The sequence below is a fragment of the Streptomyces sp. NPDC017936 genome, assembly GCF_044328485.1.
GTDB lineage: Bacteria > Actinomycetota > Actinomycetes > Streptomycetales > Streptomycetaceae > Streptomyces.
The window spans coordinates 413,490-437,270 of record NZ_JBIRHK010000002.1 but is presented as its reverse complement, the minus strand read 5'-3'; the positions used below and the strand labels follow the sequence as shown (position 1 = coordinate 437,270).

The following is a 23,781-nucleotide window of genomic DNA, read 5'->3' as shown; positions in this document are numbered from 1 at the left end:
AGCCGGATCCCACTCTTTTCTCAGGTCAGGCGCTCGCGTCGTACCTGATGCGGTGGCACAGCGCCGGAATCCGGCCGTCGGCGAGCGCCGGCATCACCTCGGGCAGCTCCTCGAACGCGCTCTCGCCGGTGATGAGGGCGTCGAGCGCCGGGTCGGCGAGCAGGTCGAGCGCGAGGGCGAGCCGGTCGGCGTAGGTGCGGTGCGCGCGGGCCGGGGAGACGGTGCCGACCTGGCTGCTGCGGATGACCAGCCGCCGGGAGTGGAAGGCCTCGCCGAGCGGGAGGGAGACCCGCCGGTCGCCGTACCAGCTCAGTTCGAGGACGGTGCCCTCGGCCGTGAGGAGTTCGAGGGAGCGGGCGAGGCCCTGCTCGGTGGCGCTGGCGTGGACGACGAGGTCGCAGCCGCCGAGGGCGTCCTCGGGGGACGCGAAGCCGACGCCGAGCGCCTCGGCGACCTTCGCCCGCGCCGGGTCGGCGTCGACCAACTGCACGCGCACACCCGGGAAGCGGGCCAGCAGCGCGGCCACGGAGCAGCCGACCATGCCGCCGCCGACCACCGCGATCCGGTCGCCGACCAGGGGCGCCGCGTCCCACAGGGCGTTCACGGCGGTCTCCACGGTGCCGGCCAGCACCGCCCGTGGGGCGGGCACGGTGTCCGGGACGACGGTCACCGCGGACGCCGGGACGACGAAGCGGGTCTGGTGCGGGTGGAGGGAGAACACGGTCCGGCCGGCCAGCGCCTCGGGCCCCTCCTCCACCTGCCCGACGTTGAGGTAGCCGTACTTCACGGGCGCCGGGAAGTCGCCCTCCTGGAACGGCGCCCGCATCACCGCGTGCTGACTCCGCGGAACCCGGCCGCGGAAGACGAGCGTCTCCGTGCCGCGGCTGACGCCGGAGTACAGCGAGCGGACGACGACCTCGCCCTCGGCCGGGTCCGGCAGGACGGCGTCGCGGATCTCGCCGTGGCCGGGCGCACCGATCCAGAACGCGCGTGCGGTGCGGTTCATCGGCCTCCTCCTGAACGATCGGGAAGTTGTTCACGTACCGAGGTGTGCACAGGCCGCGCACAGTACGCGGCGCTGATCGACTCTGTCACCTGGCCGGAGGATGTGCGGTGGCCCTGAACAACACCTTTGACGCGAGGCTCCAGCAGGAGACCGCCGTGGGAGCGGGCGTACAGATCCTGCTGCTCGCCCTGCTCGGCTCGGTGATCGGCCTGGGGCCGGCGGGCTGGCTGACGGGACTGGCCTTCGCGTTGGCCACCTGGGGGGTCCTCTCGCGCGCCCTGCACCGTTCGCGGCTGAGCTCCTTCGGGCCCGCGAACCGGGTCACCCTGGGCCGGTCCGTCCTGGTCGGCGGGGTGACCGCGCTGGTCGCGGACTCCTTCCGCAGCGCGCCGCCGGTGACGCTGCTGGTCGGCCTGACCGCGGTGGCCCTCCTGCTGGACGGCGTGGACGGCAAGGTGGCCCGCCGCACGGGGACCTCGACCGCGCTGGGCGCGCGCTTCGACATGGAGGTCGACGCGTTCCTCATCCTGGTGCTGAGCGTGTACGTGTCCACGCAGTTCGGCCCCTGGGTGCTGCTGATCGGCGGCATGCGGTACGCGTTCGTCGCCGCGGCCCGGGTCGCCCCGTGGCTGAACGCCCCGCTGCCCCCGTCCTTCGCCCGCAAGACCGTCGCCGCGGTCCAGGGCGTCTTCCTGCTGCTGGCGGGCTCCGAGCTGCTGCCGCACCTGGCGAACCTCGCGGTCGTGCTGGCCGCGCTGGGCTCGCTGGTGTGGTCCTTCGGCCGCGATGTGCTGTGGCTGTGGCGCAACTCCCGTACGACCGCCGGGAGGACCGTGACCGGACAGGTGGTGCCCGAGCCGCTGGTGCTGGAGCTGGCGGCGCGCTGAGGACGAGGGGGCGCCCGGCGCCCCCGGCGTCGCCGTCCCGCCCGGTGCTGCTCCCTCGCCCTCGGCCGAGCGGCCGCTCGGCCTCCAGGCCCAGCTGTCGGCCCACACCGACCGGTACGGCGGCGCGGGCCGCCGGGTCCACCGCGTCCGGACCCGCGCGTTGCGCGCCCTGCCGGACGTACCGCCCCTGCCCGGCATCCCGTCCCCGCGCACCCCGTCGGACGCCGGACCGTCCACCGCCGGCGCGGCCGCTCACGCTCGCCGGCGCCGGCGAGGAGTCCGTGGAGCAGGCCACGCGGGACGCCCTCACGTCGTGCCTGTCCGCGGCGACGGAGCGGGAGCCCACGGACTGCCCCGTGAGCCACTGCAGCCGGGACGACGTGTGGACGTGAAGTGGTCCCTCGCCTCGGAGCCGGAGACCGACGTCCAGGTGGACGACTACACCGGCGACATCACCGTGGAGGGCTCCTTCGGCGCGGCGGTCACGCACGGCCTCGCGAACCCGGTCGACGACGCGGAGTCCGGCGACTCCGCGCAGGAGGAGCAGACGTACACGGACACCCACTGCTTCACGGGTTCCGTCGACTTCACCACCGGGACGCCGACCGTCACCTTCGACGATCAGCCGTCCCGCACCGCCCACCGGCATCGCCCTCGCCCGTACGCTCACGCAGCGTACGGGCTTTCTCCTTCTGCGTGGACGGACGGACCCGACCGGCGCGGCGGTGCGGCCCGCACGATGTGGGGACCGCGTGACGAGACCGCGGGCCGCGTGTGAATCCTTCGCGGTTTCAGGTGGCGTTCACCACAGCACCGGCGCAAAGCATCGCCGTCGGCGGGCGCGGCACGACCCGCGAGACGACCGGGACGACGGCTGTTCACGGCAATTCGACACGCGGGCAAGCCTTGTCGCACGCCGTTCTCGGCGGCGAACCACCCCGCACCCCCTGCCCTATGATCGTTTAACAATTGACTTCATCGCGTCTGCAACCCCTCTCCGGCGGTCCTCGGCGACCGCGAACACGTCCGTCGGTGCGGGTCTCGCGGTGGCGACACGTACGAGGAAAGGTGAACCGCATGGCCCTCGGACTGCTCCGGCGTCGGCGTTCCCGCAGCGCCCCCGACGCCGCGCCGGACCTCTCGCTCCCCCTGCCGGCCGGCGCCGGCGCCTACGGCTGCGAGGTCGTCGACCCCCTGGGGCAGCCCCTGGGCGGCACCGAGATCACGGTGACCGCGCTGGACAGCCACCGGGTCGTCGCCCACGGCACCACCGATCCGTACGGCCTGTTCATGGCGACGCTCCCGCCCGGCTCCTACAGCGTGATGGCCGCGGCGGAGGGCCTCACCCCGGCCCGCAGCAACGTCGACATAGCCGCCGGTGCCGTCCTCCCCCCGGCGCGCATCGCGCTGCTGCCCGCGCGCCGGCTGGAACTGCCGCCGCCCGGCACCTGGTTGTTCGACCCGCCGCACACCGCGATCCGCTTCATCGCCAAGCACGTGGGCATGGCCCACGTGCACGGCCGTTTCACCCGCTTCACCGGCGGCATCCGCATCGCGCCGGACATGGGCGACTCCCAGGTCTCGGTGCGCATCGACGCCGCCAGCATCGCCACGGGCAACAGGACCCGTGACAACCACCTGCGCTCCGCCGACTTCCTCGACGTCGAGCGCTACCCGTACATCGACTTCACCAGCACCCGGTTCGTCTACCGGGGCGGCTCCCGGTGGACGCTGAACGGCACGCTCACCATGCACGGCACCAGCCGCTCCGTGGGCCTGGACACGACGTACCTCGGCACGGTGAACGGCGGTTACGAACAGGAGCTGCGCTGCGCGGCACTGGCGAAGGCGGAGCTGCACCGCGAGGACTTCACCCTCAACTGGCGCTCGATGCTGGCCCGCGGCATCGCGGTCGTCGGCCCCACCGTGCAACTGGAGCTGGACGTCCAGGCGATGTACCGCACCGCCGAGACCCCCACGCCCCCGGAATAGACCCGCCCCGGCCGCTCGCCGCCCGGCGGGCGGCGCCTCCCGTCGGCCCGGCGAAGCCCGACGACACCCGTCGGGGGCTGCGCGGGGACGCGTCTTCGTGGGGGGCCGCGCCGAGGGCGGCCACCTCCCGGGTGAGCGTCCGCCGATGCGGGTTGTTAGGCCCGCCGCGCCGCCGGGTACTCAGCAGTACGTCCCCGGACCCCGCTCCACACGCACCACACGCACCACACGGGAGATCCCATGCTCCGATCATCCTCCGCGACCGGATCCCACCGCACCCGATGAGTGACGGCACCGGACGGGCGGCACAGGCCATGGAACGACAAGGGGATCCGACCCGGTCGGCCCTGATCGTGATCGACATGATCAACACCTACGACCACGAGGACGCCGAGCTCCTCGTGCCGTCCGTGGAACAGGTCGTGCCCGTGCTGACGGAGCTGCTCGGCCGGGCCCGCGAGGCGAACGCACCCGTGATCTACGTGAACGACAACTTCGGACTGTGGCGCTCGCACCACGGGGAGTTGCTGGACGCGGCCCTGTCCCGGCAGCACGCCCACCTGATCGAGCCGATCCGGCCCGACGAACGGTCGCTCTTCGTGCTGAAGGCCCGCCATTCGGTCTTCTTCGAGACGCCCCTGTCCTACCTCCTGTGGAGCCTGGACGTCGGGCACGTGGTACTGACCGGTCAGGTCACCGAGCAGTGCGTCCTCTACTCCGCCCTGGACGCGCACATCCGCCACCTGGAGGTGACGGTGCCGAGGGACGCCGTCGCCTCCATCCACCCCCATCTGGCGTCCGCGGCCCTGGAAATGATGGAGCGCAACATGGGCGCCCGGATCACCACGGCCAAGGAGACCGAGTTCGAGCCCCGGGAGGACTGAGGAGCCCTGCGACGGCGGCTTCACCCCCGCGAACAGCCTGCTGCCCGGCCCGGGCGGACCGCGTGCGCCGCGCGGTCCGTTCCGCCCGGTCGCGCGGCGGACCGAAAGGACCCGGTGGCGGGCCGCTGCGCGGGAGCGCCCCCCTGCACGTCGACGGCACGGTCCTTCGGGCCGGTGCTCACGGCTGAGGAGCCCTGCCACCTCGCACCGTGCCCCGCACGGGAGTGCCGGTGACGATTCGGTGCGCCTCGCTCCTCCGGGTGGACGTCGGTGCAGTGCCCCTCGGTCTCCCGCTCGCCCGCCTGTCCCCACGGCGCGATCGCCTCCCCTCCGCTCATGCGGCCCTCGCACGGCCGCGGACCGGGGCCGACGCGGCCTCGGGATCCGTCCGCCGGGAATTCCGGAACGCCGGTGGACAGGCGACGTCTCGGGGGAGGATGGCCGTCATGACGGCTGAAGGCTCCTCCATCGACTCCACCAGGCCCAGCATCGCCCGCGTCTACGACTACCTGCTCGGCGGCAAGGACAACTACGCCGTGGACCGGGAGGTCGGCGACGTGTTCTTCCGCGACCTCCCCGGTTCGGTGGCCATCGCCTTCGCCAACCGCGCGGCCCTGACACGGGCGATCGCGCAGATCGTGAAGACCACCGACGTGCGGCAGTTCATCGACCTGGGCAGTGGTCTGCCGACCGCCGACAACGTCCACCAGGTCGCGCAGCGGCACGCCCCGGAGTCCCGGATCGTGTACGTCGACAACGACCCCCAGGTGCTGGTCCACGGCTGCGCGCTGCTGGAGCAGAACGACCGGACCCGGGTCGTCCGGGCCGACATACGCGACCCCGAAGGCGTCCGCACCCACCCGGACACCCGGGAACTGATCGACTTCGACCGCCCCGTCGCCGTCATCCTCAGCGCCGTCCTCCACCACGTCAACGACGACGAGGACCCGGCCGGAATCGTCCGCCACTGGCGCGACCACGTGTCCTCCGGGAGCCACTTCTTCGTCAGCCACTTCCGTTCCGGCGACAACCCGGAGACCGCGGAGGCCGAGCGGGTCCTCCAGCAGACCTTCGGCCGCGGCCGGTGGCGCACCGACGAGGAGATCGCCTTCCTGCTGGACGGTCTGGAGATCCTCGAACCCGGGATCGTTCCCGCGCCCCTGTGGCGTCCTGACACGGCCGACAACCCGTGGAGCGCCCGCGGCGAGGAACGGGAGCTCACCGTCTGGGAACGCCTCATCGTCGCCGGACTGGCCCGGAAGGCATAGCCCCCGGCGGGCGGCGTCCGCCCGCACCACGCGCTCCGGCACCCCGCCTTCACCCACCCGTTCACGAGACTGCAACACCCGTTCCCACCATGCGGATTATCGCGGGGCGCCCTCGACAAACCGGGGAGGCCGCTGACACTCTCCCGCCATGCCTCTCGCCCCTCGTGTCCTGCGCCGCGTCCTCGCCGGCGCCACCGTCGCCCTCCTCGCGACCGCCGCCGGCTGCGCCCCGCAGCCGGAGGACGACGCGTCCGCCGAGCCCTCCGGTCCGACCGGCCCTTCGTGCGTCAAGGGCGAGCTCGCCACGGAGACCTCGGGCAAGCTGACGGTCGCCACCGACCGGCCCGCCTACGAGCCGTGGTTCAAGGACGACGCCCCCTCCAACGGCGAGGGCTTCGAGTCGGCCGTCGCGTACGCCGTGGCGGAACGGCTCGGGTACGGGAAGGACGCCGTGGTCTGGCAGAGCGTGCCGTTCAACAAGGCCTTCGCGCCGGGCGAGAAGACCTTCGACTTCGACATCAACCAGGTCTCGGTCAGCGACGAACGCAAGAAGGCCGTGGACTTCTCGTCCGGCTACTACGACGTGCGCCAGGCCGTCGTCGCGCTGAAGGACTCCCCGGCCGCGAAGGCGACGGGCCTCGCGGACCTCAAGGGCCTCCGGCTGGGCGCCCAGGTGGGCACGACCAGCCTCGCCTCCATCGAGGACGTCGTGAAGCCGACCCGGGACGCCGCCGTCTACGGCAAGAACGACCAGGCCAAGTCCGCGCTGAAGAACGGCCAGGTCGACGCGATCGTGGTCGACCTGCCGACCGCGTTCTACATCACCGCCGCCGAGGTGACCGACGCCGAGATCGTCGGCCAGTTCGAGAACCAGGGCGGCGCCCCGGAGCAGTTCGGCCTGGTGCTGGACAAGGGCAGCGCGCTCACCCGCTGCGTGACGGACGCCGTGGACGCGCTCCGCGAGGACGGCACCCTGGCGAAGATCGAGCAGCGGTGGCTGGCCGACGCGGTCGACGCCCCGGTCCTCAAGTGACCGTCGTCGAGGACGAGTCCGGCCGCGACGGCGCGGACGACGAGCACGAAGGGCAGGACGGTGCGGCCGGCCCGCGCGGCGTCGCGGACCCGTACGTCCCGTCGCCGCGCCGGCTGGAGCGCGAGCGGTACCGGCGTGCCCGGGCCCGCCGCGCCACGGCGATCGCCGCCCTCTCCACCCTGGTCACCGGGGCCGCCCTCTCCCTGCTGGTCGTCAGCGCGCCCGGCTGGCCGCGCACCGAGGAGACCTTCTTCGACGGCCGGTACGCACGCGAGGCGTTCCCCAAGGTCCTGGAAGGGCTCTGGCTGAACCTGCGGCTGCTGCTGGTGTGCGGCGCCGCCGTGCTGGTCCTCGGCATGCTCGTCGCCGTGGCCCGCACCCTGCGCGGCCCGGTGTTCTTCCCGCTGCGGGTGCTCGCGGCCGCGTACACGGACTTCTTCCGCGGGCTGCCGCTGATCATCAACCTGATGATCGTGGTCCTGGGCGTCCCCGCGCTGCGGCTCCAGGGCGTCACCGTCGACCCGGTGCTGCTCGGCGGTACGGCGCTGACGCTGACGTACTCGGCGTACGTGGCGGAGGTGTTCCGCGCGGGCATCGAGTCGGTGCACCCCTCGCAGCGCGCGGCGGCCCGCTCCCTGGGCCTGACGAACCGTCAGGCGCTGCGGTTCGTGGTGCTGCCGCAGGCGGTGCGCCGCCAGGTGCCGCCGCTGCTGAACGACCTGGTGTCCCTGCAGAAGGACACCGGTCTGGTGTCGATCGGCGGCGCCGTCGACGCCGTCCGCGCGGCGGACATCATCGTGGGCCGCAGCCTCAACTACACGCCGTACGTCGTGGCCGGGCTGGTGTTCGTCGCCCTGACCATCCCGATGACCCGCCTCACGGACTGGGTGGCGGCCCGCACGGACCGCCGGCGGGCGCAAGGAGGAACGACGTGAGCGAGAACGTGCCGGTGCTGCGGATGGAGTCCGTGCGCAAGACCTTCGGCGGCTCGGTCGTCCTGCGGGACGTCGACCTGGAGGTCGCCCCGCACACGGTGACCGCGCTGATCGGCGCCTCCGGCTCCGGCAAGTCGACGCTGCTGCGGTGCGCCGGCCTCCTGGAGGACGTCGACGACGGCGCGATCCACCTGGACGGCGAGGAGATCACCGACCCGCGCGCCGACCGGGACGCGGTGCGGCGCCGCATCGGCGTGGTCTTCCAGGCGTACAACCTGTTCCCGCACATGACGGTGCTGGAGAACATCACGCTCGCCCCGCGCCGGGTGCACCGCGTCCCCCGCGCCCGGGCCGAGGAAGAGGCCCGGGCGCTGCTGGAGCGGCTCGGGCTGGGCGGCAGGGCGGGCGAGTACCCGGACCGGCTCAGCGGCGGCCAGCAGCAGCGCGTGGCGATCGCGCGCGCCCTCGCCGTACGGCCCCGGCTGCTGCTGCTCGACGAGATCACCGCGGCCCTCGACCCGGAGCTGGTCGGCGAGGTGCTGGACGTCGTGCGCGACCTCAAGGGCGACGGCATGACCATGGTGCTGGCCACGCACGAGATGGGCTTCGCCCGCGAGGTCGCCGACCAGGTCTGTTTCCTCGACGGGGGCGTGGTGCTGGAGCGCGGCACCGCCGAGCAGGTCTTCGGCGACCCGCGGCAGGACCGCACGCGGCGCTTCCTGCGGCGGATCGTGGAGGCGGGCCGCCTGTGAGGGGCCGCGGCGGGCCGGGTCCGCCGTCCTCGGCGCCGGCGCCGGTGCGTCACGGCGTCGGTGGTGTCGTCGTCCCGCAGTCGGGCACGCCGTCGAGCCACGCCGGTCCCTTGATGTAGATGTTGGTCATCCACGCCTTGTAGTCCGGCAGGTACGACCACACGTCGTTGGTGTAGCCCTCGGAGGTGACCGGTTCGGCGTGCTTCTGGCACCGGACGCGGATGGTGGTGGAGTACGGGAAGGCGTAGACGCGGGCGGCCCCGAGGGAGGGTTCGGCCTTGGTCCACACGTCGGTGCCCCACGTCTGGTGGATGTGACCGGTGACGGGACCGGTGTCGACGCGGACGGCGCCGAAGTAGTCGCCGTTCAGGCGGACGTCGCTGACCATGAGCCTGGTGCCGGACTCCTTGGCCTCGACCATCTTGCCCGCGCCGAGATAGAGGGCGATGTGGTGCAGGTCCCACGAGGTGCCCCAGGCGAGCAGGTCGCCCGGGACCAGCGGGGCCAGGCCCCGGGCGGCGGTGAAGCGGGCGGCGGCGCGGTGCGTGTAGTACTGCTGACCGGCGACGCCGTCGAGGATGTCGGAGCCCGCCGCCTCGGCGTACGCGTGGCGGACCAGGCCCGAGCAGTCGAAGCCGAGGCGTTCGGGGTCGTGTTCGCTGTCCGGGTCGGTCGGGTCGACCTGGCCGTACGTGGGACCCGGCCGGGCGCCGTGCCCGCCGCCCCACGTGTACCAGGTGCCGGCCGCGACCTCGGCGCAGGCGGCGGCGATCGCGCGTTCGGCCGCCGCGGAGGCTCCGGGGGCGAGGGCGCCGCACGCGTCGGCGGCCGTGCGCTGCGCGGGCGCCTGGGTGTTCGCGGCGGCGGTCACCGGCGCCCAGAAGAGGAAGGCGAGCAACACGATCAGTGTGCGGAGGAGATCGGTCCGGCGGACCATGTCAGGACCCCCGTTTCCTGTAGCTGGTGAGAGAGGTGGTCGCTCAGGAGCCTGCTGGCCGCGCCGCGCGCTTGTCGAGGAACCAGGTGTCGCCTCCCGTCGACGGGCAACGGGAAACACCCGGGAAACCCCCGCCGAGCAGGTGAGTCGCCGTCACCCCCGGCCGTCGCAGGGCGTCCCGTCGGAGAGGCGGACGCCGGGCAGGAGCTTCGCGCGCGCGTCCGCGTCGACGCTCGCGCGCAGCCGGCAGATCCGCTCCAGCCGGGCCCCGGGATCGAGGTCCCACAGCCGTACGGTGCCGTCGGTGCCGGCGCTGGCCACCGTGCGCCCGCCGGGGGCGAAGGTCACGCTCCACACCGCGTCGGTGTGGCCCGTCAGCGTCGCCCACGGGCGCCGTCCGGCGACGTCCCACAGGCGCACCGTGCGGTCGTTGCCGCTGCTGGCGAGCGTGCGGCCGTCGGGAGCGAAGGCGATGCCCCGGGTGGAGCCGGTGTGACCGGTCAGGACGGCCTCCGGGCGGCGTTCGCGGACGTCCCACAGCCGTACGGTGCCGTCGTTGCCGCTGCTGGCCAGCGTCCGCCCGTCGGGGGCGAAGGCCACGCCGCGCACCGCGCCGGTGTGGCCCGTCAGCGTGCCGAGCGGGCGGTGCGAGGAGACGTCCCAGAGCCGTACGGTCAGGTCGTCGGCGGCGCTCGCCAGGACCCGGCCGTCGGGGCTGAAGGCGACGCCGTTGGCGAAGTCCCGGTGGCCGGTCAGCGTCGCCAGCGGCGCGCGCCTCGCCACGTCCCACAGGCGCACCGTACGGTCGGCGCCGGCCGAGGCGAGACTGCGGCCGTCGGGGGCGAAGGCGAGGGAGAAGACCTGCCCGGTGTGGCCGGTCAGGATCGCCGGCGGTCCGTGCGCGGCCACGTCCCACAGCCGGATCGTGCCGTCGGAGCCCGCCGAGGCCAGGGTCCGCCCGTCGGGTGCGAAGGACACCGAGAGGACCGCCTCGGTGTGTCCCCGGAGCGTCGCCAGGAGCCTGCGCCCGCCCACCTCCCACAGGCGCACCGTGTGGTCGGCGTCGGCGGTGGCCAGCAGCCGTCCGTCGGGGCTGTACCGGGCCTGCCAGACCTCCGTGAACGGACGGGTCGTCAGCACCGGGCCGCCCAGGTCCCACAGGACCACGGACCGGTCGAAACCGGCCGTGGCGAGCAGGGTGCCGTCGGAGGTCACGGCCGCCCCCATCACGTAGTCGGTGTGACCGGCGAGCACGGCGGTCTGCCGGCCGCTGCGGACGTCCCACAGCCTGGCCGTCCCGTCGCCGACCGCGCCGACGACCGTGGCGCCGTCGTGCGTGTACGCGACGGCGTTGATGTCGTCGCTGCTGCCGGACAGCGTCGCGCCGGGCCGGCCGCCGCGCACGTCCCACAGCCGCACGGTCCGGTCGACGCCCGCGGAGGCCACCTCCCGGCCGTCCGGGGAGAACGCCGCGCCCAGCACTTCGTCGGTGTGCCCCCTGAGCACGGCGAGGGGCCGGGCCCGGCCGGTGTCCCACAGCCGCACGGTCCGGTCGGCTCCGGCGGAGACCAGGGTCCGGCCGTCGTGGGCGTGGTCCAGGGCGTTGACCGTTCCCTCGTGCCCGACGAGGGTGGCGATGAGGCGGGGCGTGCGCGCGGTGTCCCACAACTGGACCGGCCCCCGCACGGTCGCGACGGCGAGCCGGTGCCCGCGGGGGTCGAAGGACAGCGCCCGGACGCCCTCGGTGCTGTCGGCGAGCACGGCCTTCCTGTGGTGTCCGGCGACGTCCCAGAGGCTCACGGGCCCGCGCGTCGACGTCGCCGCGAGGGTGCGGCCGTCGGGGCTGAAGGCGATCGAGCGGACGGGCCCGGACACGGCGAACACGGCGGTCGTGCGGCGGTCCGACACCCGGCGCAGGGTCACCGTCCCGTCGGAACTGGCCGTCGCCAGGGACCGGTCGTCCGGCGCGAAGACCACCGCGTTGACCGGCCCCCGGTGACCGCTCAGCCGGCCGGAGAAGGGCTGGGACTGCGTGCTCAGCAGCGCGCCGCGCGCCTCGGCGGTGGCGTGGGTGCGGTAGGCCTCCCCGGCCAGCAGCATCGACGCCTCCGGCTGGCCTCCGGCGAGCGACGCGGACCGCACGGCGAGTGCCTGGGAACGCGCGACGCGTTCCTGGTCGAGGGCGTTCTCGCGCTGCCGGTAGGCGAGGCCTCCGGCGGTCAGGGCGAGCCCCAGCAGGACGACGAGCGTGGTGAGCATCGACTGCCGGAGCCGGACCTGGCGCCTGGCCTGCCGCTCATGGCCTTCTTGCTCGGCCAGGCTCGCCCGGAGGAACGCTTCCTCGCCGGGGCCGAGCCGGCGCCGGCCGTCCAGTTCGTCGGCCCAGGAGCGCACGGTGCTCAGCCGGGTGCCGCGGTACAGCGCGGACGGATCGCGGCCCTCGCGCTCCCATTCGGCGGCGGCGTGCGCGAGTTGCTGGTGGAGGAGGAGGCCGGCGCGGTCGGCGTGGATCCAGTCCCTCAGCCGTGGCCAGGCGTGCAGCAGGGCCTCGTGGGTGATCTCGACCGTGTCGCTGTCCATGGTGACGAGCCGGGCCCGTACGAAGGCGTCGAGCGCGGCGGCCGCGCCGTCCGCGTCGGTGAACTGCCCCATCAGGGCGGCCCCGCTCATCCGGCGGCGGGTCGCCCCGCCGCCGTCCGCGACGTACACCAGACGGGACAGGACGCGGCGGATCGTCTTCTGTTCGGCCGGGTACAGCCGGCCGAAGACGTTCTCGGCGGTCCGCGCGATCGCACCCCGGATCCCGCCGGCCCGCTCGTACCCGGCGACGGTCAGCGCGGACCCCTCGCGCCGCTGCCAGGTGGCCAGCAGGGCGTGGGAGACGAGCGGGAGGACGCCGGAGGGCGTCACGTCGGCTCCGGAACCGGTGTCCGTCCCGCTGCCCCGCGGTGGGCCGCCCTGCTCGTCGCGCAGCCCCGCGTCGCGCAGGAGCAGGGGCACCAGGCCCGGTTGGAGGGTCAGTCCGGCGAGCTGCGCCGGCCGGGTGATGGACTCCCGCAGTTCCTCCACGGACATGGGCGGCAGCACGAACAGCCCGTCGGTGAGGACCGGGGCCAGTTCGGGGAGGTCCAGGCAGTCGCCGGTGAAGTCGGCCCGCACGCCGAGCACCACGACGGCGGGACCGTGGGCGCTCTCCTCCGGCCGGGGGGCCGCCAGCCCGCAGAGCACCCGGACGAAGGAGCGCCGCTCGTCCTCGTCCATGCAGAGGGTGAAGAGCTCCTCGAACTGGTCGACGATCAGCACCGGCCGGCAGGGCGGGGGCGGGCGTTCCCCGGGCGGCGCCGGCGGATCGTCCGCCACCGCGCGCACGGCGTCCAGCACCGCGTCGGGATTCTCGCGCACCTCCTCGACGGTGACGGCGAGGTCCCCGCCCACCGCTTTCGCGGTGCGTTCCAGGAGCTCTTCCAGGGGCCGTGAGGTGGGGGTGAACGTCACCACCGGCCACCGGTCGGCGCCCCGCATGGGGAGGTCGCCGCGCCGCAGGGCGGGCACCAGTCCGGCGTTGAGCAGGGAAGACTTGCCCGCGCCCGAGGGGGCGACGAGCATCAGCGGGCCGCTTCCCACCCGTTCGAAGATCCGTTCCACCAGTGCGGCCGTCGCGCGCTCCCGGCCGAAGAACCAGTCCGCGTCCTGCGGGGTGAACGCCGACAGGCCGCGGTACGGACACGCCCCGTCGGACTGCCGCCCGGCAGCGGCGGCCCCGGCGCCGCTGCCGGCGGGCGGTCCCTCGTGCAGGAGCCTGAGCAGTTCCCCCTCGGCGCCCAGTACTCGGTCACAGATACGGGCGACGTCGGCGGTCGCCCGTTTCGCGCCGGTCTCGATCTTGCTGAGGTAGCCCTTGCTGTAATGCGTCTGCCGCGCCAGGTCGGTCAGCGACAGGCCGCGTGCCTGTCTGAGTCGTCTCAGTTGCGCGGGGAAGGAAGGCGTGGCCGGCGCGTTCCGGTCCCGCTCGTTCCCGTGGGCGGCTTCATGCCCGTGCTGCGGATCTCCCACGGAGTCCCCCATGCGGTGCGGCCGTGAGACGGTGGAAGCCCAGGTTAATGCCGGGGTGGTGAGGACAGCCGGACCTTTCACCCGTTGTGACGAAAACACGGACGCCCGGACCCATGGGGCGGTTCCGGGCGTTCGTTTCCCGCCGCGTGCGCGCACGCGCGCACGGACGGGCAGGTGAGCCGGGTCAGGTCAGGAAGGCCCCGCAGGCGCTGCGGGTCACCCAACGGTGCGAGGAAATGGTGTCGTTCGCGCCGACCCCGTTGGTGAACCGGTTGTCGGTCAGGTTGTCGGCGTAGAGCTCGCCCGGCGCGAGGCAGGCGTGGCCGCCGCCGAAGCCGGCGTTCTCGTAGAACGCGACGTGGTCGAGGCCGCCGGTGAAGCCGCGGTTCATGACGGACGTCGCCCTGTCCTGCGAGCCGACCCACCAGTCGCTGTTGCCCGCGGTGCCGATCAGCTGGGCGCCCGAGCAGTCCAGGTTCTCCCAGGCGTACACGTAGCCGTTGCGCGGCCCCCACTTGCTGTCGCAGCCCGGTCCGGCGACGGTGCTCCCGGACGCCTGCGAGGTGGCGGCGGGTACGACGACGCCCAGGGCGGTGAGCCCGAGGAGGGCGGCCGTGACGGTGAACTTGCGCATGCTGTTTCCCCTCGTTTCCTTTGCTGGTGTGGTGCGTTGGCGGTGGTGCGTCGGCGCCGGCGCGCCGGGCCGGTGGCCCGGCGTGCCCTCACCGGGGGCGGGGGCCCGCCCAGGAGCGGGAGGTGGTCAGCCTCGCTCCGGGACGATGCGCACCGCCCGGTCGTAGGACCGCTGACCGAGGTGCCGGTAGGTGTCGATGTCCTTGCCGAACCGGTCGCGCAGGCGGTCCAGGTAGTACGTCTCCCGCGCCGTGGCCACGGCGCGCAGGGAGGTCTCGCGGGCACAGGTCGCGTCGGCGACGGCGGTCTTCCGCTCGGCGGCGAACGCCTCGTCGGCACGGGCCGCACCCAGCCGGCCGGTGTTGACCCGGACGGCTTCGCGGGCCGCCCGGGGATCCTCGTAGGGCCGGCCCGCCTTCCTCATGCACCGGGACCAGGCCCGTACCGCCGCGGTCAGGCGGCGGTCCCTCATCAGCTCGTCGCCGTAGAGGGCGCCGAGGCCGGTGGCGATCCTGCCGGTGCGGTACCACGCGGCCGGGTCGCCGTAGAGTGCGTGCTCGGCCTCCTCCGTGCAGCCGCCGACGCGTTTGCGCGTCTCCCCGCCGCCCGGCAGCGGTGCCGTGAGCATGCGGGCGCCGTCGCCGCCGTCGAGCGCGGTGTCGAAGGCGGCGCGCCGGGACGGGGAGAGGCTCCGGCGGTAGGTTCCGTTGGGGTTGCGTTCGTGGACGCGCAGGCTCTTCGCCTCGATCCGGCCGCCGTACCCGTGCGTACGGGCCCAGGCCACGTCGTCCTGCACGTAGCGCACCGGGCGGCTCTCCCGGAGCGTCAGACTGCGGTCCTCCCAGTAGGCGAAGCCCCGGCGGTTCATGCACTGCCTGGTCAGCCGTTGCTGCGCGTCGGCGACGCGCAGTTCCTGTCGCCAGGTCAGTGCCCGGGGACGCGGATCCTGCTGCGCCCGGCCGTCGCCGCCGTCGGCGCATCCGGTCGTGACCGCCGCCACGACCACGCACAAGGACACGAGTGCACGTCTCATGAACCCGACCCCCTTCGCTGCCGCTCGCTGACGGACCCAGAGTTGCCCCGCTGCCGGCGGAGGTCGACGGGTTTCCTGTCGCCCGCCGGGGCGGCCGGCCGGGAAACAGGGCGTGAGCAGGGGAAACACGGGGAGGGAGGCAACGCGGTAGGGCCGGTCGAGGACCCGCCCGGCAGAGCGGCCGGCGAGCCTTCCGGACTCAGCGGCTCACCGTGGTCCCGCGGCCCGTGCGGGACAGCCTCTCGGGGGTGCGCACGGCGTGGAGCCCGGTGACGAGACCGTGGTCGACGCGCACCGCCAGGACGGTGTCGGCCGCGCCGTCCAGGCGGAGGGTGAGCGCCGGGCGGACGAACGCCTGCCGCGGCGGACGCCGACGCCGAGTCCGGCCGAGACCCGCTCCCCCTCACCGCCCCGGCAGGACGGCGCGGGCGCCTTCGGGCGGGCGCCGGCCCGGGCGGGACTCGAAGACATGACGGATTTCCGGCCCGGCACCCGCCCGCTGCGTTCAATGCATTGACGCGTGCATTACATGGGCTTTACCTTCCGGTCATCTGAGAGCGCTCTCAGAACCTCTTCCTGTCACGACCCGAGGTGACGCATGCCATCCCCACGCACCAGATCCGCAACCGTTCTGCTGCTGGCCTCGGCCCTCGCCGCCGTCGGCCTGGGCCCGGCCGCCGTACCGGCGGCCGCCGCCACCGTCCCCGTAGGCTCCGGCAGTTACTCCGACACCCGGCCCTCCGGCACGTCGGGCCCCACCACCAACACGGGGACGCCGGTCACGCCCAAGGTGACCGCCGCCGCCAAGGACCGGCCCGTGCCCACCAACGACTGGTGGTCCTCCCTCGCCTTCCAGCGCTACGGTGACAACCCGTACTCGACCCCCATGTACGGGCACCCCCTCACCTACCAGGCCACGGCCGGCGGGCTCGACGTCGGCTACCCGACGACCCCCACGATCACCGGTGACGGCCGCCAGTACGAGTACGCCCACAAGCGCGACCTCACCATCGGACTGACCGGCCTCGACTCCCCCGACACCAAGGCCGACGACTGGTCCGACTGGACGGTCACCCCCTACTGGTCCGACGGCGCCCGCACCCTGCGCACCACCATCGGCCACGGCTCCCCGTTCGTCTACGCCGAGGGCTCCGGCGGCAACGCCCAGATCACCACCGCCGGCGCGCCCACCGTCTTCGCCGACCAGGGCAACGTCCTCGGCATCACCGTCGCCGGGCACCACTACGCCCTGTTCGCGCCCACCGGCAGCGACTGGAACGTCGCCGGCTCCACCGTCACCGCGGGTCTCGGCTCCAAGGACTACTTCTCCGTCGCCGTGCTGCCGTCCACCGGCGCGCTGGCGACGTTCAGGAAGTACGCCTACAGCTTCGTCACCGGCTCCAAGGTGACCTGGAGCTACACCGGGGGCACCGTCGAGGCCACCTACACGCTCACCACCGAGGCGAAGGAAGGCACCGAGCGCGGCACGCTCCAGGCCCTCTACCGCCACCAGTGGCTGAACACCACCGACCCCCTGACCTCCTCCACCTACGTCTCCCCGCGCGGCACCATGAAGGTCCGCGAGTCGGCCTCCTTCACCACGCGCCAGAAGGCCTCGGCGGTGCTGCCCGCGCTGCCCGCGTCGAACGGCGTGGACGCCGCCCGGCTGCGCGGATACCTGAACGAGGTCGTGAACGCCTCCGACCCCTTCTCCGGCGCCACCGACACCTACTGGACCGGCAAGGCCCTCGGCCGCCTCGCCCAGCTCGTCCCGGTGGCCGACCAGATCGGTGAGACCGCCGTCCGCGACCGGATGCTCGGCCTGATGAAGGGCAGGCTCCAGGACTGGTTCACGGCGGGAGGCGCGAACGGGTTCAGCTACGACAAGGACTGGAAGACGCTCACCGGCTACCCCGCCTCCTACGGCAGCGACACCGAACTCAACGACCACCACTTCCACTACGGCTACTACGTCTACGCGGCGGCGATCGTCGCCCAGTACGACCCGGCCTGGGCCGCCGACTCCGCCTGGGGCGGCATGGTCAAGACCCTCGTACGGGACACCGCCAACCCCAGCCGCACCGACACCGCCTTCCCCTTCCTGCGCGGCTTCGACGTCTACGCGGGCCACGGCTGGGCCTCCGGGCACCAGGGCTTCGCCGCCGGCAACAACCAGGAGTCCTCCTCCGAGTCCACCAACCTCAGCGCGGCCCTCGTCCTGTGGGGCTCCGCCACCGGCGACACCTCGCTGCGCGACCTCGGCACCTTCCTGCTGACCACCGAGTCGGAGTCGATCGCCCAGTACTGGTTCGACGCCGACGAGCAGGTCTTCCCGTCCTCGTTCGGCCACGACACGGCCGGCATGGTGTGGGGCAGCGGCGCCGCCTACTCCACCTGGTGGACCGCCAACCCCGAGGAGATCCACGGCATCAACGTCCTGCCCGTGACCGGCGGTTCGCTCCACCTCGGCGGCGAGAAGGCGGCGATCCGGCGCAACATCGCCGAGATGGAACGGGAGAACGGCGGCCCGGCCGTCGAATGGCGCGACATCCTCTGGGAGTTCCAGTCCCTCGCCGACCCGGGTACGGCCAAGGCGAAGTGGGACGCGGGCAACGCCGGCTACACCCCGGAGGAAGGGGAGTCGAGGGCGCACACCTACCACTGGCTCACCACCCTCGACGCCCTCGGCGCGCCCGACGCCGGCGTGACCGGTGACATCCCCACCTCCGCCGTCTTCACCAAGGGGACGACCCGGACGTACGCGGCCCACAACCACGGATCGACGGCCCGCACCGTGACCTTCTCCGACGGCAGGACCCTCTCCGTACCGGCCCGTTCCACCGTGACCGGCACCGGAACCGGGTCCACGGACCCCGACCCCGATCCGGAGCCGTCGACCGGCAACACCTTCCAGCTGCGCAGCGGTGGCGCCCTGACCACGGCGACCGGCGGCACGGCGGGCAGCGACACCCTCGCCTCCGCCGGCGGCGCCAACCACGACGGCACCCCGTACCAGCCCCTCGTCTACGAGGTCCGCGGCGTGAACGGCACGCTCACCCCGGGCGCGCAGACCGCCTTCCGGCTCCAGGTGGACGCGGGCACCGCGGTCGGACTGGGCCAGCAGGCCCGGATCAGCTACGACTTCACCGGTGACGGCAGCTTCGACCGGACCGAGACGTACCACTACTTCGCGACCGACCCGGTCACCGGATGGGAGGAGTACACGCAGGCACGCGGCATCAAGGCGTCCACCGGCACACCGGGTGACCTCAAGGGCGGCACCGTGCGCCTCGAGGTGTGGAGCGCCATCGGCAACGGCACCTCGAAGCTCCAGACGGGCACGGACAAGTCCGTGCTGGTGATCCCCTACGGCTGAGCCGGCGGAGGCGGGCGGCGGGTGCACCGGGCACGAGCCGACGCGGTCGGGGGAGAACTCACCGGCGTCCGCGCCCGGGCCCCGCCCGCCCAAGGCGCCCGGACCTCGTCACCGCCGTACCGCGCCGGCGCGGTACGGCACGGACGGGCGCCCCGCCGGGACGTCCCCGTCCACCTCACCACATCAGGGACGGTTCCTCCGACGAGCCAGGAACGCCAGCAGGGCCAGAACCACTCCGCTGACCGCGGCGATCACTCCGAGCGCGAGCGGCACGGCATCGCCGGTGACCGTTCCCGCGACGCACGCACCCGTCCCCCCTACGATCAGGACCGCAGAAAAGATCCGCACTCCTCTTGTCGCGTCATCCACCGGTGGACTCCTCCGTCGCACTCACGAGGAAACCGTCGGACCGAGAAGGAACTCCCGGCCCGACGGCGACCCGCAAAGGTCACCGTCCCCCGCACAGGCCGTTCTTCACGCGTTGTCCGTAGGTGAGGATGTCCGCTCCGCAGGCGTAGCTGTCGACCTTGTTGTTGTCCACGTCCACCGGGCCGATCACGCCGCCGATGGCGTCGGTGAGGCAGAAGTGCGTCTTGCCCCCGGTGGCTGACGATTGCAGGCAGTCCGCCAAGGGAGTGCCACTGGGCGCCTCTCCGAACACGGTGGGGTGCGACCTGTCGGGCCGCACCCCGGCCCCGTGTGCCGATTCGGCCGGGGATGCTCAGCGGGCAGCTGAACCAACGCTTCTTCTTCGCTCCGATGAGGTTGGCCACGACGAACACCGCCACCATCACGAACACGATCACGAAGAGCACTTGTCCCCAGGCGGGCAGATCAGGTCCGCCACCCGGTGCAGCGAGCCACTTCACGGGGATTGTCTGCATTCCGACTTCTTGGCGAGAAGGATCACCAGGTGTATTTGACCTTGGCCGAGCACATGGGATTGCTGACATATCCCGTACCCGCGCCTGCTGCGGTGTCCCCCTGGCTGCTCACCCATGCCCAGTAGTAACCGGCGGAGCACTCCCATTCGCCGGTCGCACCGCTGTTGGCGTCACCCGCGCTCGCTTCGACCCCTCCGCTGGCCCCCGAGGTTCCCGCTCCGACGGACAAGCTGGGGTGAATCGATCCGTCGTCGTTGAATGACAGGCCACCGCCGATGCAGAGGTAGGAGCACGCCTCACCAGAGAAGCCGGTCGACACAAGTCCATCGGGGTCGATGCGGTTGACGGGATCGCCCTCGGCGTAGAGGTAGGGGTTCCGCCCGTACCAGGCCCGGGCCTCGGCCAGGCCGAAGAGCGGGCTGTCGGCGCGGCCGCCGACCGGCGCCGGGAAGTCTTCGCGCCGCCGCCTCCAGTTCGACACGGCGGCACGGGTGACACCCGCGATACGGGCGATCTCGGAACCGGTTGCCAACGGGTTCGTCGGCGCGGCCGGAGTCCGTGGCACACCGACCACGGCACACAGCGCCCCGGCCGCACACCGGTGGAAGACGGCCGCTGACGGCGTCAACGACGGCCGTCCTGCCCGGCGTCTCCGCTCTCGTCCCGCGCCGAGGGCGTTGTCAGTGGCTGCCGATAGCTTGATCTCGTTGCGCCGCTCTGGCGTTGACGTCCCCTTTCGCATGCATGGGAGATGGTGCGTTGTCGGTCCGGGAGAAGTCGAGCACGGCACGGGTGGTGCCGTCCGCACGGCCGCGGAAACTCGCGAAGGTGCCGTTCGTGGAGCTGGCCGACGGGCGGTTGCAGGGTGTGGTGTCCAGCGGGTCGGACATCGGGCGGGTGTACGTGTCGTCCGTCGAGGCGGGCACGTACGCGTTCGCGTGCAGCACCAACAACAACCGGCCCTGCGGCGGGGCGCGGGGATGGTTCTGCAACCACATACGGGCGCTCGTCTTCGAGGCCGTGCTGCAGTACGGCGTCGAGCGGGTGACCCGGTACCTGAAGGTCGAGGTCGGCGGGGAGGCGCCCGACGGGGACGACGTCACCCACGCGATGACCGCCACGCGGCCCGTGAACGGCGACAGTTCGGCGGCTGCGCAGGTGTTCAGCCGGTTCCTGCGGCACCTGGCCTATCTCGAATTCGCCCCGACCACCGCCCCGTTGCCCGAGATGCAGTGGTTCCCGACGACGAGGGCGGTGGCGTGATGCGCGCCGACCTGCTGAACGACACCGTCGACGGACTCGACGAGGTCCTCGCGGCCGTGGACGGGTTCGACGGGGTTCTCGTGGGCGGCCTGCTCCGTCCGCAGCCCGCTCAGGCCGTCGGACTGGCCGGGCTCGCCGATGCCGTCGCCGGGTCACCGCTGGCCGGGCGGGTCGCCGAGGCGGCCGAGAAGACGGCGGCCGGGGCGGCCGGCGAGGACCACTTCGTGGCGCTCGCCGCCGCGCGCACCGCGCTGCTCGGTTCCGTGCACGACGCGCTCGTCGCGCGGGTCGAGGAGGCCGTCGGGCGGCCGGGCGCCGGGGAGAGCGGCACCGCTGCGGCCGACGGGTCGGACCGTGCGGTCAACCTTCATGCTGCCGCCCGGAGTTGGCTGTGCGATCTGGCCCGGGCCGGGTGGCAGGGCATCGACCACGAGCTGGTCTCCGGCGCCGCGCCCGTCGTGTCCGCGATGCTGCCGGACCCGGGGCTGCGCCGCCTGGCCGCGCTGCTCGACGGCTTCGCCGCCGAACTCGCCGCCTCCTGCCCCGGCGCGACCCTGGAGGACGTTCCCGTACGCCGGTGGGCCGACCTGTGGTCGCGCGCCGTGCTGCTGACCCTGCCCGGCGCGGCGTCCGCTCCGGTGGTCGCCGAGGCGACCGGGCGTCTGCTGCCCCTCGGTGTCGACCTGCAGGAGCACGCCACCGCCGTACAGGCGCAGGTGCACGCGGTGTTCGAGCCGGCGGACGGCGGCACGCCGAGGCTGGTGCGGGCCTCGGTGTCCGCTCCGAAGCCCGACACCGTCGTCGGGGCGGGGCTGTGGCAGCTGCTCCGGCCGCACCTGTCCCTGCTGACCGCCGTGAGCGAGGGGCGTGCCATGGACCTCGACGCGATGCCCGTCACCGGTGAGGGCGATCTGATCTGGGACGACGCGCGGGCCCGTACGGGCGAGCCCGCCGAGGTCTTCACCACCGCGCGGGTGGCGCTGCCCGCCGCCTCCGCCTTCGCGACCGCTCCGCTCGACCGGCATCCGGCCCGGATCGCCGTGCCCGTCCTGCTGGAGGGGTACGCCGTGGAGGAGGACGGGAACGGAGTGGCGTTCCAGGTGGCCGGGCAGCGTCTCGCCGTCGACACCGACCGCGTTCCGGTCGCCGGTCCGCTCACCCCCGAGGTCGTCGCCTCGTCCGGTGCGTGTGTCGGGCTGCTGCGCTGGGACGCCGGGGAGTTCCTGCTCCAGCCGCTCGCCGTGGAGAGGACGGTGCGCAAGAAGAGCGTCGCCGTCCACGCCGGGGCCTGGGCCGGGGGGACGACCGACAAGGCCGGCGTGCGCGCCGAGAAGGCCGCCACCGACGCCGTGAAGGTACTGCGTGAGCGCGCCGGAAAGCTGCTGCGGAAATGAGCGGACCGACCCTTGCGGGCGCTCCGGCGCCCGATCCGGACGAGAACCGGCGGCAGGTGCTGTACTGGCGCCTGCTGGCCCGGCTCTTCGACCCCGAGGAGCAGGCCGGCCTGGAATCGGCGAGCCTGGCCGTGGTCGAGGACGTCGGTCTGCCGGCCGCGCTGCTGGATCCGGGAGCGTCCGTCGACTCCGTGGTACAGCGGCACCCGGAGCTGGCCGCCGAGTTCGACGGGCTGATGACGCCCGAGCCGGACGAGGACGGGGCGCGTGACCGGGCCGCCGAGGTGCGGCGCGCGGCGCTCGCGTCGAAGGTGCTGCTGAACGTCTTCGCGTCCGGCTCCGGTGCGGTCACCGCCGAGCAGCTGGCGCGCTGGCAGGCGGACGCGGGCTGGCTGGAGCGGGCGCTGGGCTGCCGGCCCGGCGAGCTGCGCGGCGGGCGCCCCGCGGGAGCCGGACGGGGCGTCAGCCCGACCGGCACCGGTCCTGGCGGCCCCACGCCCGACCTCAGCCGCCTGATCCCCGGGATCGGGCCGGAACTGGGCTCCATCGAGGCCGGTCTCGTCCAGCGCATGCGTCTGCGTGAGGTGCTGGCCGATCCCGCGCTGGCCTCCCGGCTGACGCCGAGCATGTCGCTGATCGAGCAGTTGCTGCGCGACAAGAACAACCTCTCCGGTGTCGCCCTCGCCAACGCCAAGGCGCTGATCCGGCGTTACGTCGACGAGGTCACCGAAGTGCTGCGCACGCAGGTGGAGAAGGCCACGGTCGGCGAGCTCGACCGGTCCGTCCCGCCCAAGCGCGTCTACCGCAACCTCGACCTCGACCGCACCATCTGGAAGAACCTCACCAACTGGGACCCGGAGGAGGAGCGGCTCTACGTCGACCGGCTCTACTACCGGCACACCAGCCGTAGGACGACACCGCAGCGGCTGATCGTGGTCGTGGACCAGTCGGGCTCGATGGTCGACTCGATGGTCAACTGCACCATCCTGGCGTCCATCTTCGCCGGGCTACCGAAGGTGGACGTCCACCTGATCGCGTACGACACGCAGGCGTTGGACCTCACTCCCTGGGCGCACGACCCGTTCGAGACGCTGCTGCGGACCAAGCTCGGCGGCGGCACCGACGGCACGGTCGCCATGGCGCTCGCCCAGCCGAAGATCGCCGAGCCGCGCAACACCGTCGTGGTGTGGATCTCCGACTTCTACGAATGGCGCACGGACGAGCTGTTCGAGAGCATGGCCGCCATCCACCGTTCGGGGGCGAAGTTCATCCCGGTGGGTTCGGTGACCAGCTCCGGGCGCGGCAGCGTCAACCCGTGGTTCCGGGAGAAGTTCAAGGACCTCGGCACGCCGGTGATCTCCGGCCACATCAAGAAGCTCGTGCACGAGCTCAAGACGTTCCTCACCTGATCACCGGACGCACCCCCGCCGTGATCACCACCGTACGGAAAG

The 23,781-nt window shown here is 73.0% G+C and carries 20 protein-coding genes; 12 read left to right on the top strand and 8 right to left on the bottom strand.

The window, feature by feature from the left end; genetic code table 11:
• Positions 1-25: 25 nt before the first annotated feature.
• Positions 26-1,006 (bottom strand): zinc-binding alcohol dehydrogenase, encoded by a 981-nt coding sequence (locus ACH4F6_RS05445; protein ID WP_397958553.1) that lies wholly within the window; start codon positions 1,004-1,006, stop codon positions 26-28.
• A 107-nt stretch (positions 1,007-1,113) separates the two neighbouring features.
• On the opposite strand from ACH4F6_RS05445, the gene ACH4F6_RS05440 reads away from it, so the two are divergent.
• From ACH4F6_RS05440 to ACH4F6_RS05405, 8 genes are all read left to right on the top strand, one after another.
• The gene (locus tag ACH4F6_RS05440; protein ID WP_397958552.1) at positions 1,114-1,893 is read left to right on the top strand and encodes a CDP-alcohol phosphatidyltransferase family protein; all 780 of its coding nucleotides are present in this window, start codon (positions 1,114-1,116) and stop codon (positions 1,891-1,893) included.
• 382 nt (positions 1,894-2,275) lie between these two features.
• Positions 2,276-2,671 (top strand): hypothetical protein, encoded by a 396-nt coding sequence (locus ACH4F6_RS05435; protein ID WP_397958551.1) that lies wholly within the window; start codon positions 2,276-2,278, stop codon positions 2,669-2,671.
• A 299-nt stretch (positions 2,672-2,970) separates the two neighbouring features.
• Positions 2,971-3,885, top strand: coding sequence for a YceI family protein (locus ACH4F6_RS05430; protein WP_397958550.1), 915 nt, complete (start codon positions 2,971-2,973; stop codon positions 3,883-3,885).
• 314 nt (positions 3,886-4,199) lie between these two features.
• Positions 4,200-4,769 (top strand): isochorismatase family cysteine hydrolase, encoded by a 570-nt coding sequence (locus ACH4F6_RS05425; protein WP_397958792.1) that lies wholly within the window; start codon positions 4,200-4,202, stop codon positions 4,767-4,769.
• A gap of 437 nt (positions 4,770-5,206) precedes the next feature.
• Complete coding sequence (locus ACH4F6_RS05420; RefSeq protein ID WP_397958549.1) at positions 5,207-6,037, top strand: SAM-dependent methyltransferase; 831 nt, start codon at positions 5,207-5,209, stop codon at positions 6,035-6,037.
• A 148-nt stretch (positions 6,038-6,185) separates the two neighbouring features.
• A complete protein-coding gene (locus ACH4F6_RS05415) occupies positions 6,186-7,070 on the top strand; it encodes an ABC transporter substrate-binding protein (protein ID WP_397958548.1) in 885 nt (294 codons plus the stop codon).
• A complete protein-coding gene (locus tag ACH4F6_RS05410) occupies positions 7,067-8,005 on the top strand; it encodes an amino acid ABC transporter permease (RefSeq protein ID WP_397958547.1) in 939 nt (312 codons plus the stop codon). The genes ACH4F6_RS05415 and ACH4F6_RS05410 overlap by 4 nt, the downstream gene beginning before the upstream one ends.
• A 23-nt stretch (positions 8,006-8,028) precedes the next feature.
• The gene (locus ACH4F6_RS05405) at positions 8,029-8,757 is read left to right on the top strand and encodes an amino acid ABC transporter ATP-binding protein (RefSeq protein ID WP_397958791.1); all 729 of its coding nucleotides are present in this window, start codon (positions 8,029-8,031) and stop codon (positions 8,755-8,757) included.
• A 49-nt stretch (positions 8,758-8,806) separates the two neighbouring features.
• On the opposite strand, the gene ACH4F6_RS05400 is transcribed toward ACH4F6_RS05405, so the two are convergent.
• The 4 genes from ACH4F6_RS05400 to ACH4F6_RS05385 all read right to left on the bottom strand — a co-directional run bounded on the left by ACH4F6_RS05400 (position 8,807) and on the right by ACH4F6_RS05385 (position 15,413).
• Positions 8,807-9,694, bottom strand: coding sequence for an NlpC/P60 family protein (locus ACH4F6_RS05400; RefSeq protein WP_397958546.1), 888 nt, complete (start codon positions 9,692-9,694; stop codon positions 8,807-8,809).
• A 153-nt stretch (positions 9,695-9,847) separates the two neighbouring features.
• Positions 9,848-13,747 (bottom strand): helix-turn-helix domain-containing protein, encoded by a 3,900-nt coding sequence (locus ACH4F6_RS05395; RefSeq protein WP_397958545.1) that lies wholly within the window; start codon positions 13,745-13,747, stop codon positions 9,848-9,850.
• Between the two features lie 184 nt (positions 13,748-13,931).
• Complete coding sequence (locus ACH4F6_RS05390; RefSeq protein ID WP_397958544.1) at positions 13,932-14,381, bottom strand: peptidase inhibitor family I36 protein; 450 nt, start codon at positions 14,379-14,381, stop codon at positions 13,932-13,934.
• Between the two features lie 126 nt (positions 14,382-14,507).
• Positions 14,508-15,413: a hypothetical protein gene (locus ACH4F6_RS05385; protein WP_397958543.1), complete on the bottom strand. Its 906-nt coding sequence runs from the start codon at positions 15,411-15,413 to the stop codon at positions 14,508-14,510.
• A gap of 598 nt (positions 15,414-16,011) precedes the next feature.
• Between ACH4F6_RS05385 and ACH4F6_RS05380 the strand changes: the two genes are divergently transcribed.
• Complete coding sequence (locus ACH4F6_RS05380; protein ID WP_397958542.1) at positions 16,012-18,789, top strand: glycosyl hydrolase; 2,778 nt, start codon at positions 16,012-16,014, stop codon at positions 18,787-18,789.
• A gap of 183 nt (positions 18,790-18,972) precedes the next feature.
• Here the strand turns inward: ACH4F6_RS05380 and ACH4F6_RS05375 are convergent, their stop codons facing one another.
• From ACH4F6_RS05375 to ACH4F6_RS05365, 3 genes are all read right to left on the bottom strand, one after another.
• Positions 18,973-19,158 (bottom strand): hypothetical protein, encoded by a 186-nt coding sequence (locus ACH4F6_RS05375; RefSeq protein WP_397958541.1) that lies wholly within the window; start codon positions 19,156-19,158, stop codon positions 18,973-18,975.
• Between the two features lie 79 nt (positions 19,159-19,237).
• Entirely contained in the window at positions 19,238-19,420 is a 183-nt protein-coding gene (locus ACH4F6_RS05370; protein ID WP_397958540.1) for a hypothetical protein, read from the bottom strand.
• Between the two features lie 275 nt (positions 19,421-19,695).
• Positions 19,696-20,205 (bottom strand): hypothetical protein, encoded by a 510-nt coding sequence (locus tag ACH4F6_RS05365; protein ID WP_397958807.1) that lies wholly within the window; start codon positions 20,203-20,205, stop codon positions 19,696-19,698.
• A gap of 212 nt (positions 20,206-20,417) precedes the next feature.
• Here ACH4F6_RS05365 and ACH4F6_RS05360 point away from each other — a divergent pair, with 212 nt between their 5' ends.
• Genes ACH4F6_RS05360 through ACH4F6_RS05350 form a run of 3 tightly spaced genes read left to right on the top strand, consistent with a single transcriptional unit; the run spans position 20,418 to position 23,739 of the window.
• Positions 20,418-20,936 (top strand): hypothetical protein, encoded by a 519-nt coding sequence (locus ACH4F6_RS05360; protein ID WP_397958539.1) that lies wholly within the window; start codon positions 20,418-20,420, stop codon positions 20,934-20,936.
• Complete coding sequence (locus ACH4F6_RS05355) at positions 20,906-22,330, top strand: hypothetical protein (RefSeq protein WP_397958538.1); 1,425 nt, start codon at positions 20,906-20,908, stop codon at positions 22,328-22,330. The genes ACH4F6_RS05360 and ACH4F6_RS05355 overlap by 31 nt, the downstream gene beginning before the upstream one ends.
• A complete protein-coding gene (locus ACH4F6_RS05350) occupies positions 22,327-23,739 on the top strand; it encodes a VWA domain-containing protein (RefSeq protein ID WP_397958537.1) in 1,413 nt (470 codons plus the stop codon). Before ACH4F6_RS05355 ends, ACH4F6_RS05350 begins: the two co-directional genes overlap by 4 nt.
• Positions 23,740-23,781 lie beyond the last annotated feature (42 nt).

What these genes read in the sequence shown, in the direction of transcription:
- ACH4F6_RS05405 (WP_397958791.1), top strand. Translation starts at nt 8,029, where the DNA reads ATGGAGTCCGTGCGCAAGACCTTCGGCGGCTCGGTCGTCCTGCGGGAC.
- ACH4F6_RS05385 (WP_397958543.1), bottom strand. Translation starts at nt 15,413, where the DNA reads ATGAGACGTGCACTCGTGTCCTTGTGCGTGGTCGTGGCGGCGGTCACG.
- ACH4F6_RS05445 (WP_397958553.1), bottom strand. Translation starts at nt 1,006, where the DNA reads ATGAACCGCACCGCACGCGCGTTCTGGATCGGTGCGCCCGGCCACGGC.
- ACH4F6_RS05425 (WP_397958792.1), top strand. Translation starts at nt 4,200, where the DNA reads ATGGAACGACAAGGGGATCCGACCCGGTCGGCCCTGATCGTGATCGAC.
- ACH4F6_RS05360 (WP_397958539.1), top strand. Translation starts at nt 20,418, where the DNA reads ATGGGAGATGGTGCGTTGTCGGTCCGGGAGAAGTCGAGCACGGCACGG.
- ACH4F6_RS05430 (WP_397958550.1), top strand. Translation starts at nt 2,971, where the DNA reads ATGGCCCTCGGACTGCTCCGGCGTCGGCGTTCCCGCAGCGCCCCCGAC.
- ACH4F6_RS05400 (WP_397958546.1), bottom strand. Translation starts at nt 9,694, where the DNA reads ATGGTCCGCCGGACCGATCTCCTCCGCACACTGATCGTGTTGCTCGCC.
- ACH4F6_RS05380 (WP_397958542.1), top strand. Translation starts at nt 16,012, where the DNA reads ATGCCATCCCCACGCACCAGATCCGCAACCGTTCTGCTGCTGGCCTCG.
- ACH4F6_RS05390 (WP_397958544.1), bottom strand. Translation starts at nt 14,381, where the DNA reads ATGCGCAAGTTCACCGTCACGGCCGCCCTCCTCGGGCTCACCGCCCTG.
- ACH4F6_RS05420 (WP_397958549.1), top strand. Translation starts at nt 5,207, where the DNA reads ATGGCCGTCATGACGGCTGAAGGCTCCTCCATCGACTCCACCAGGCCC.
- ACH4F6_RS05415 (WP_397958548.1), top strand. Translation starts at nt 6,186, where the DNA reads ATGCCTCTCGCCCCTCGTGTCCTGCGCCGCGTCCTCGCCGGCGCCACC.
- ACH4F6_RS05350 (WP_397958537.1), top strand. Translation starts at nt 22,327, where the DNA reads ATGAGCGGACCGACCCTTGCGGGCGCTCCGGCGCCCGATCCGGACGAG.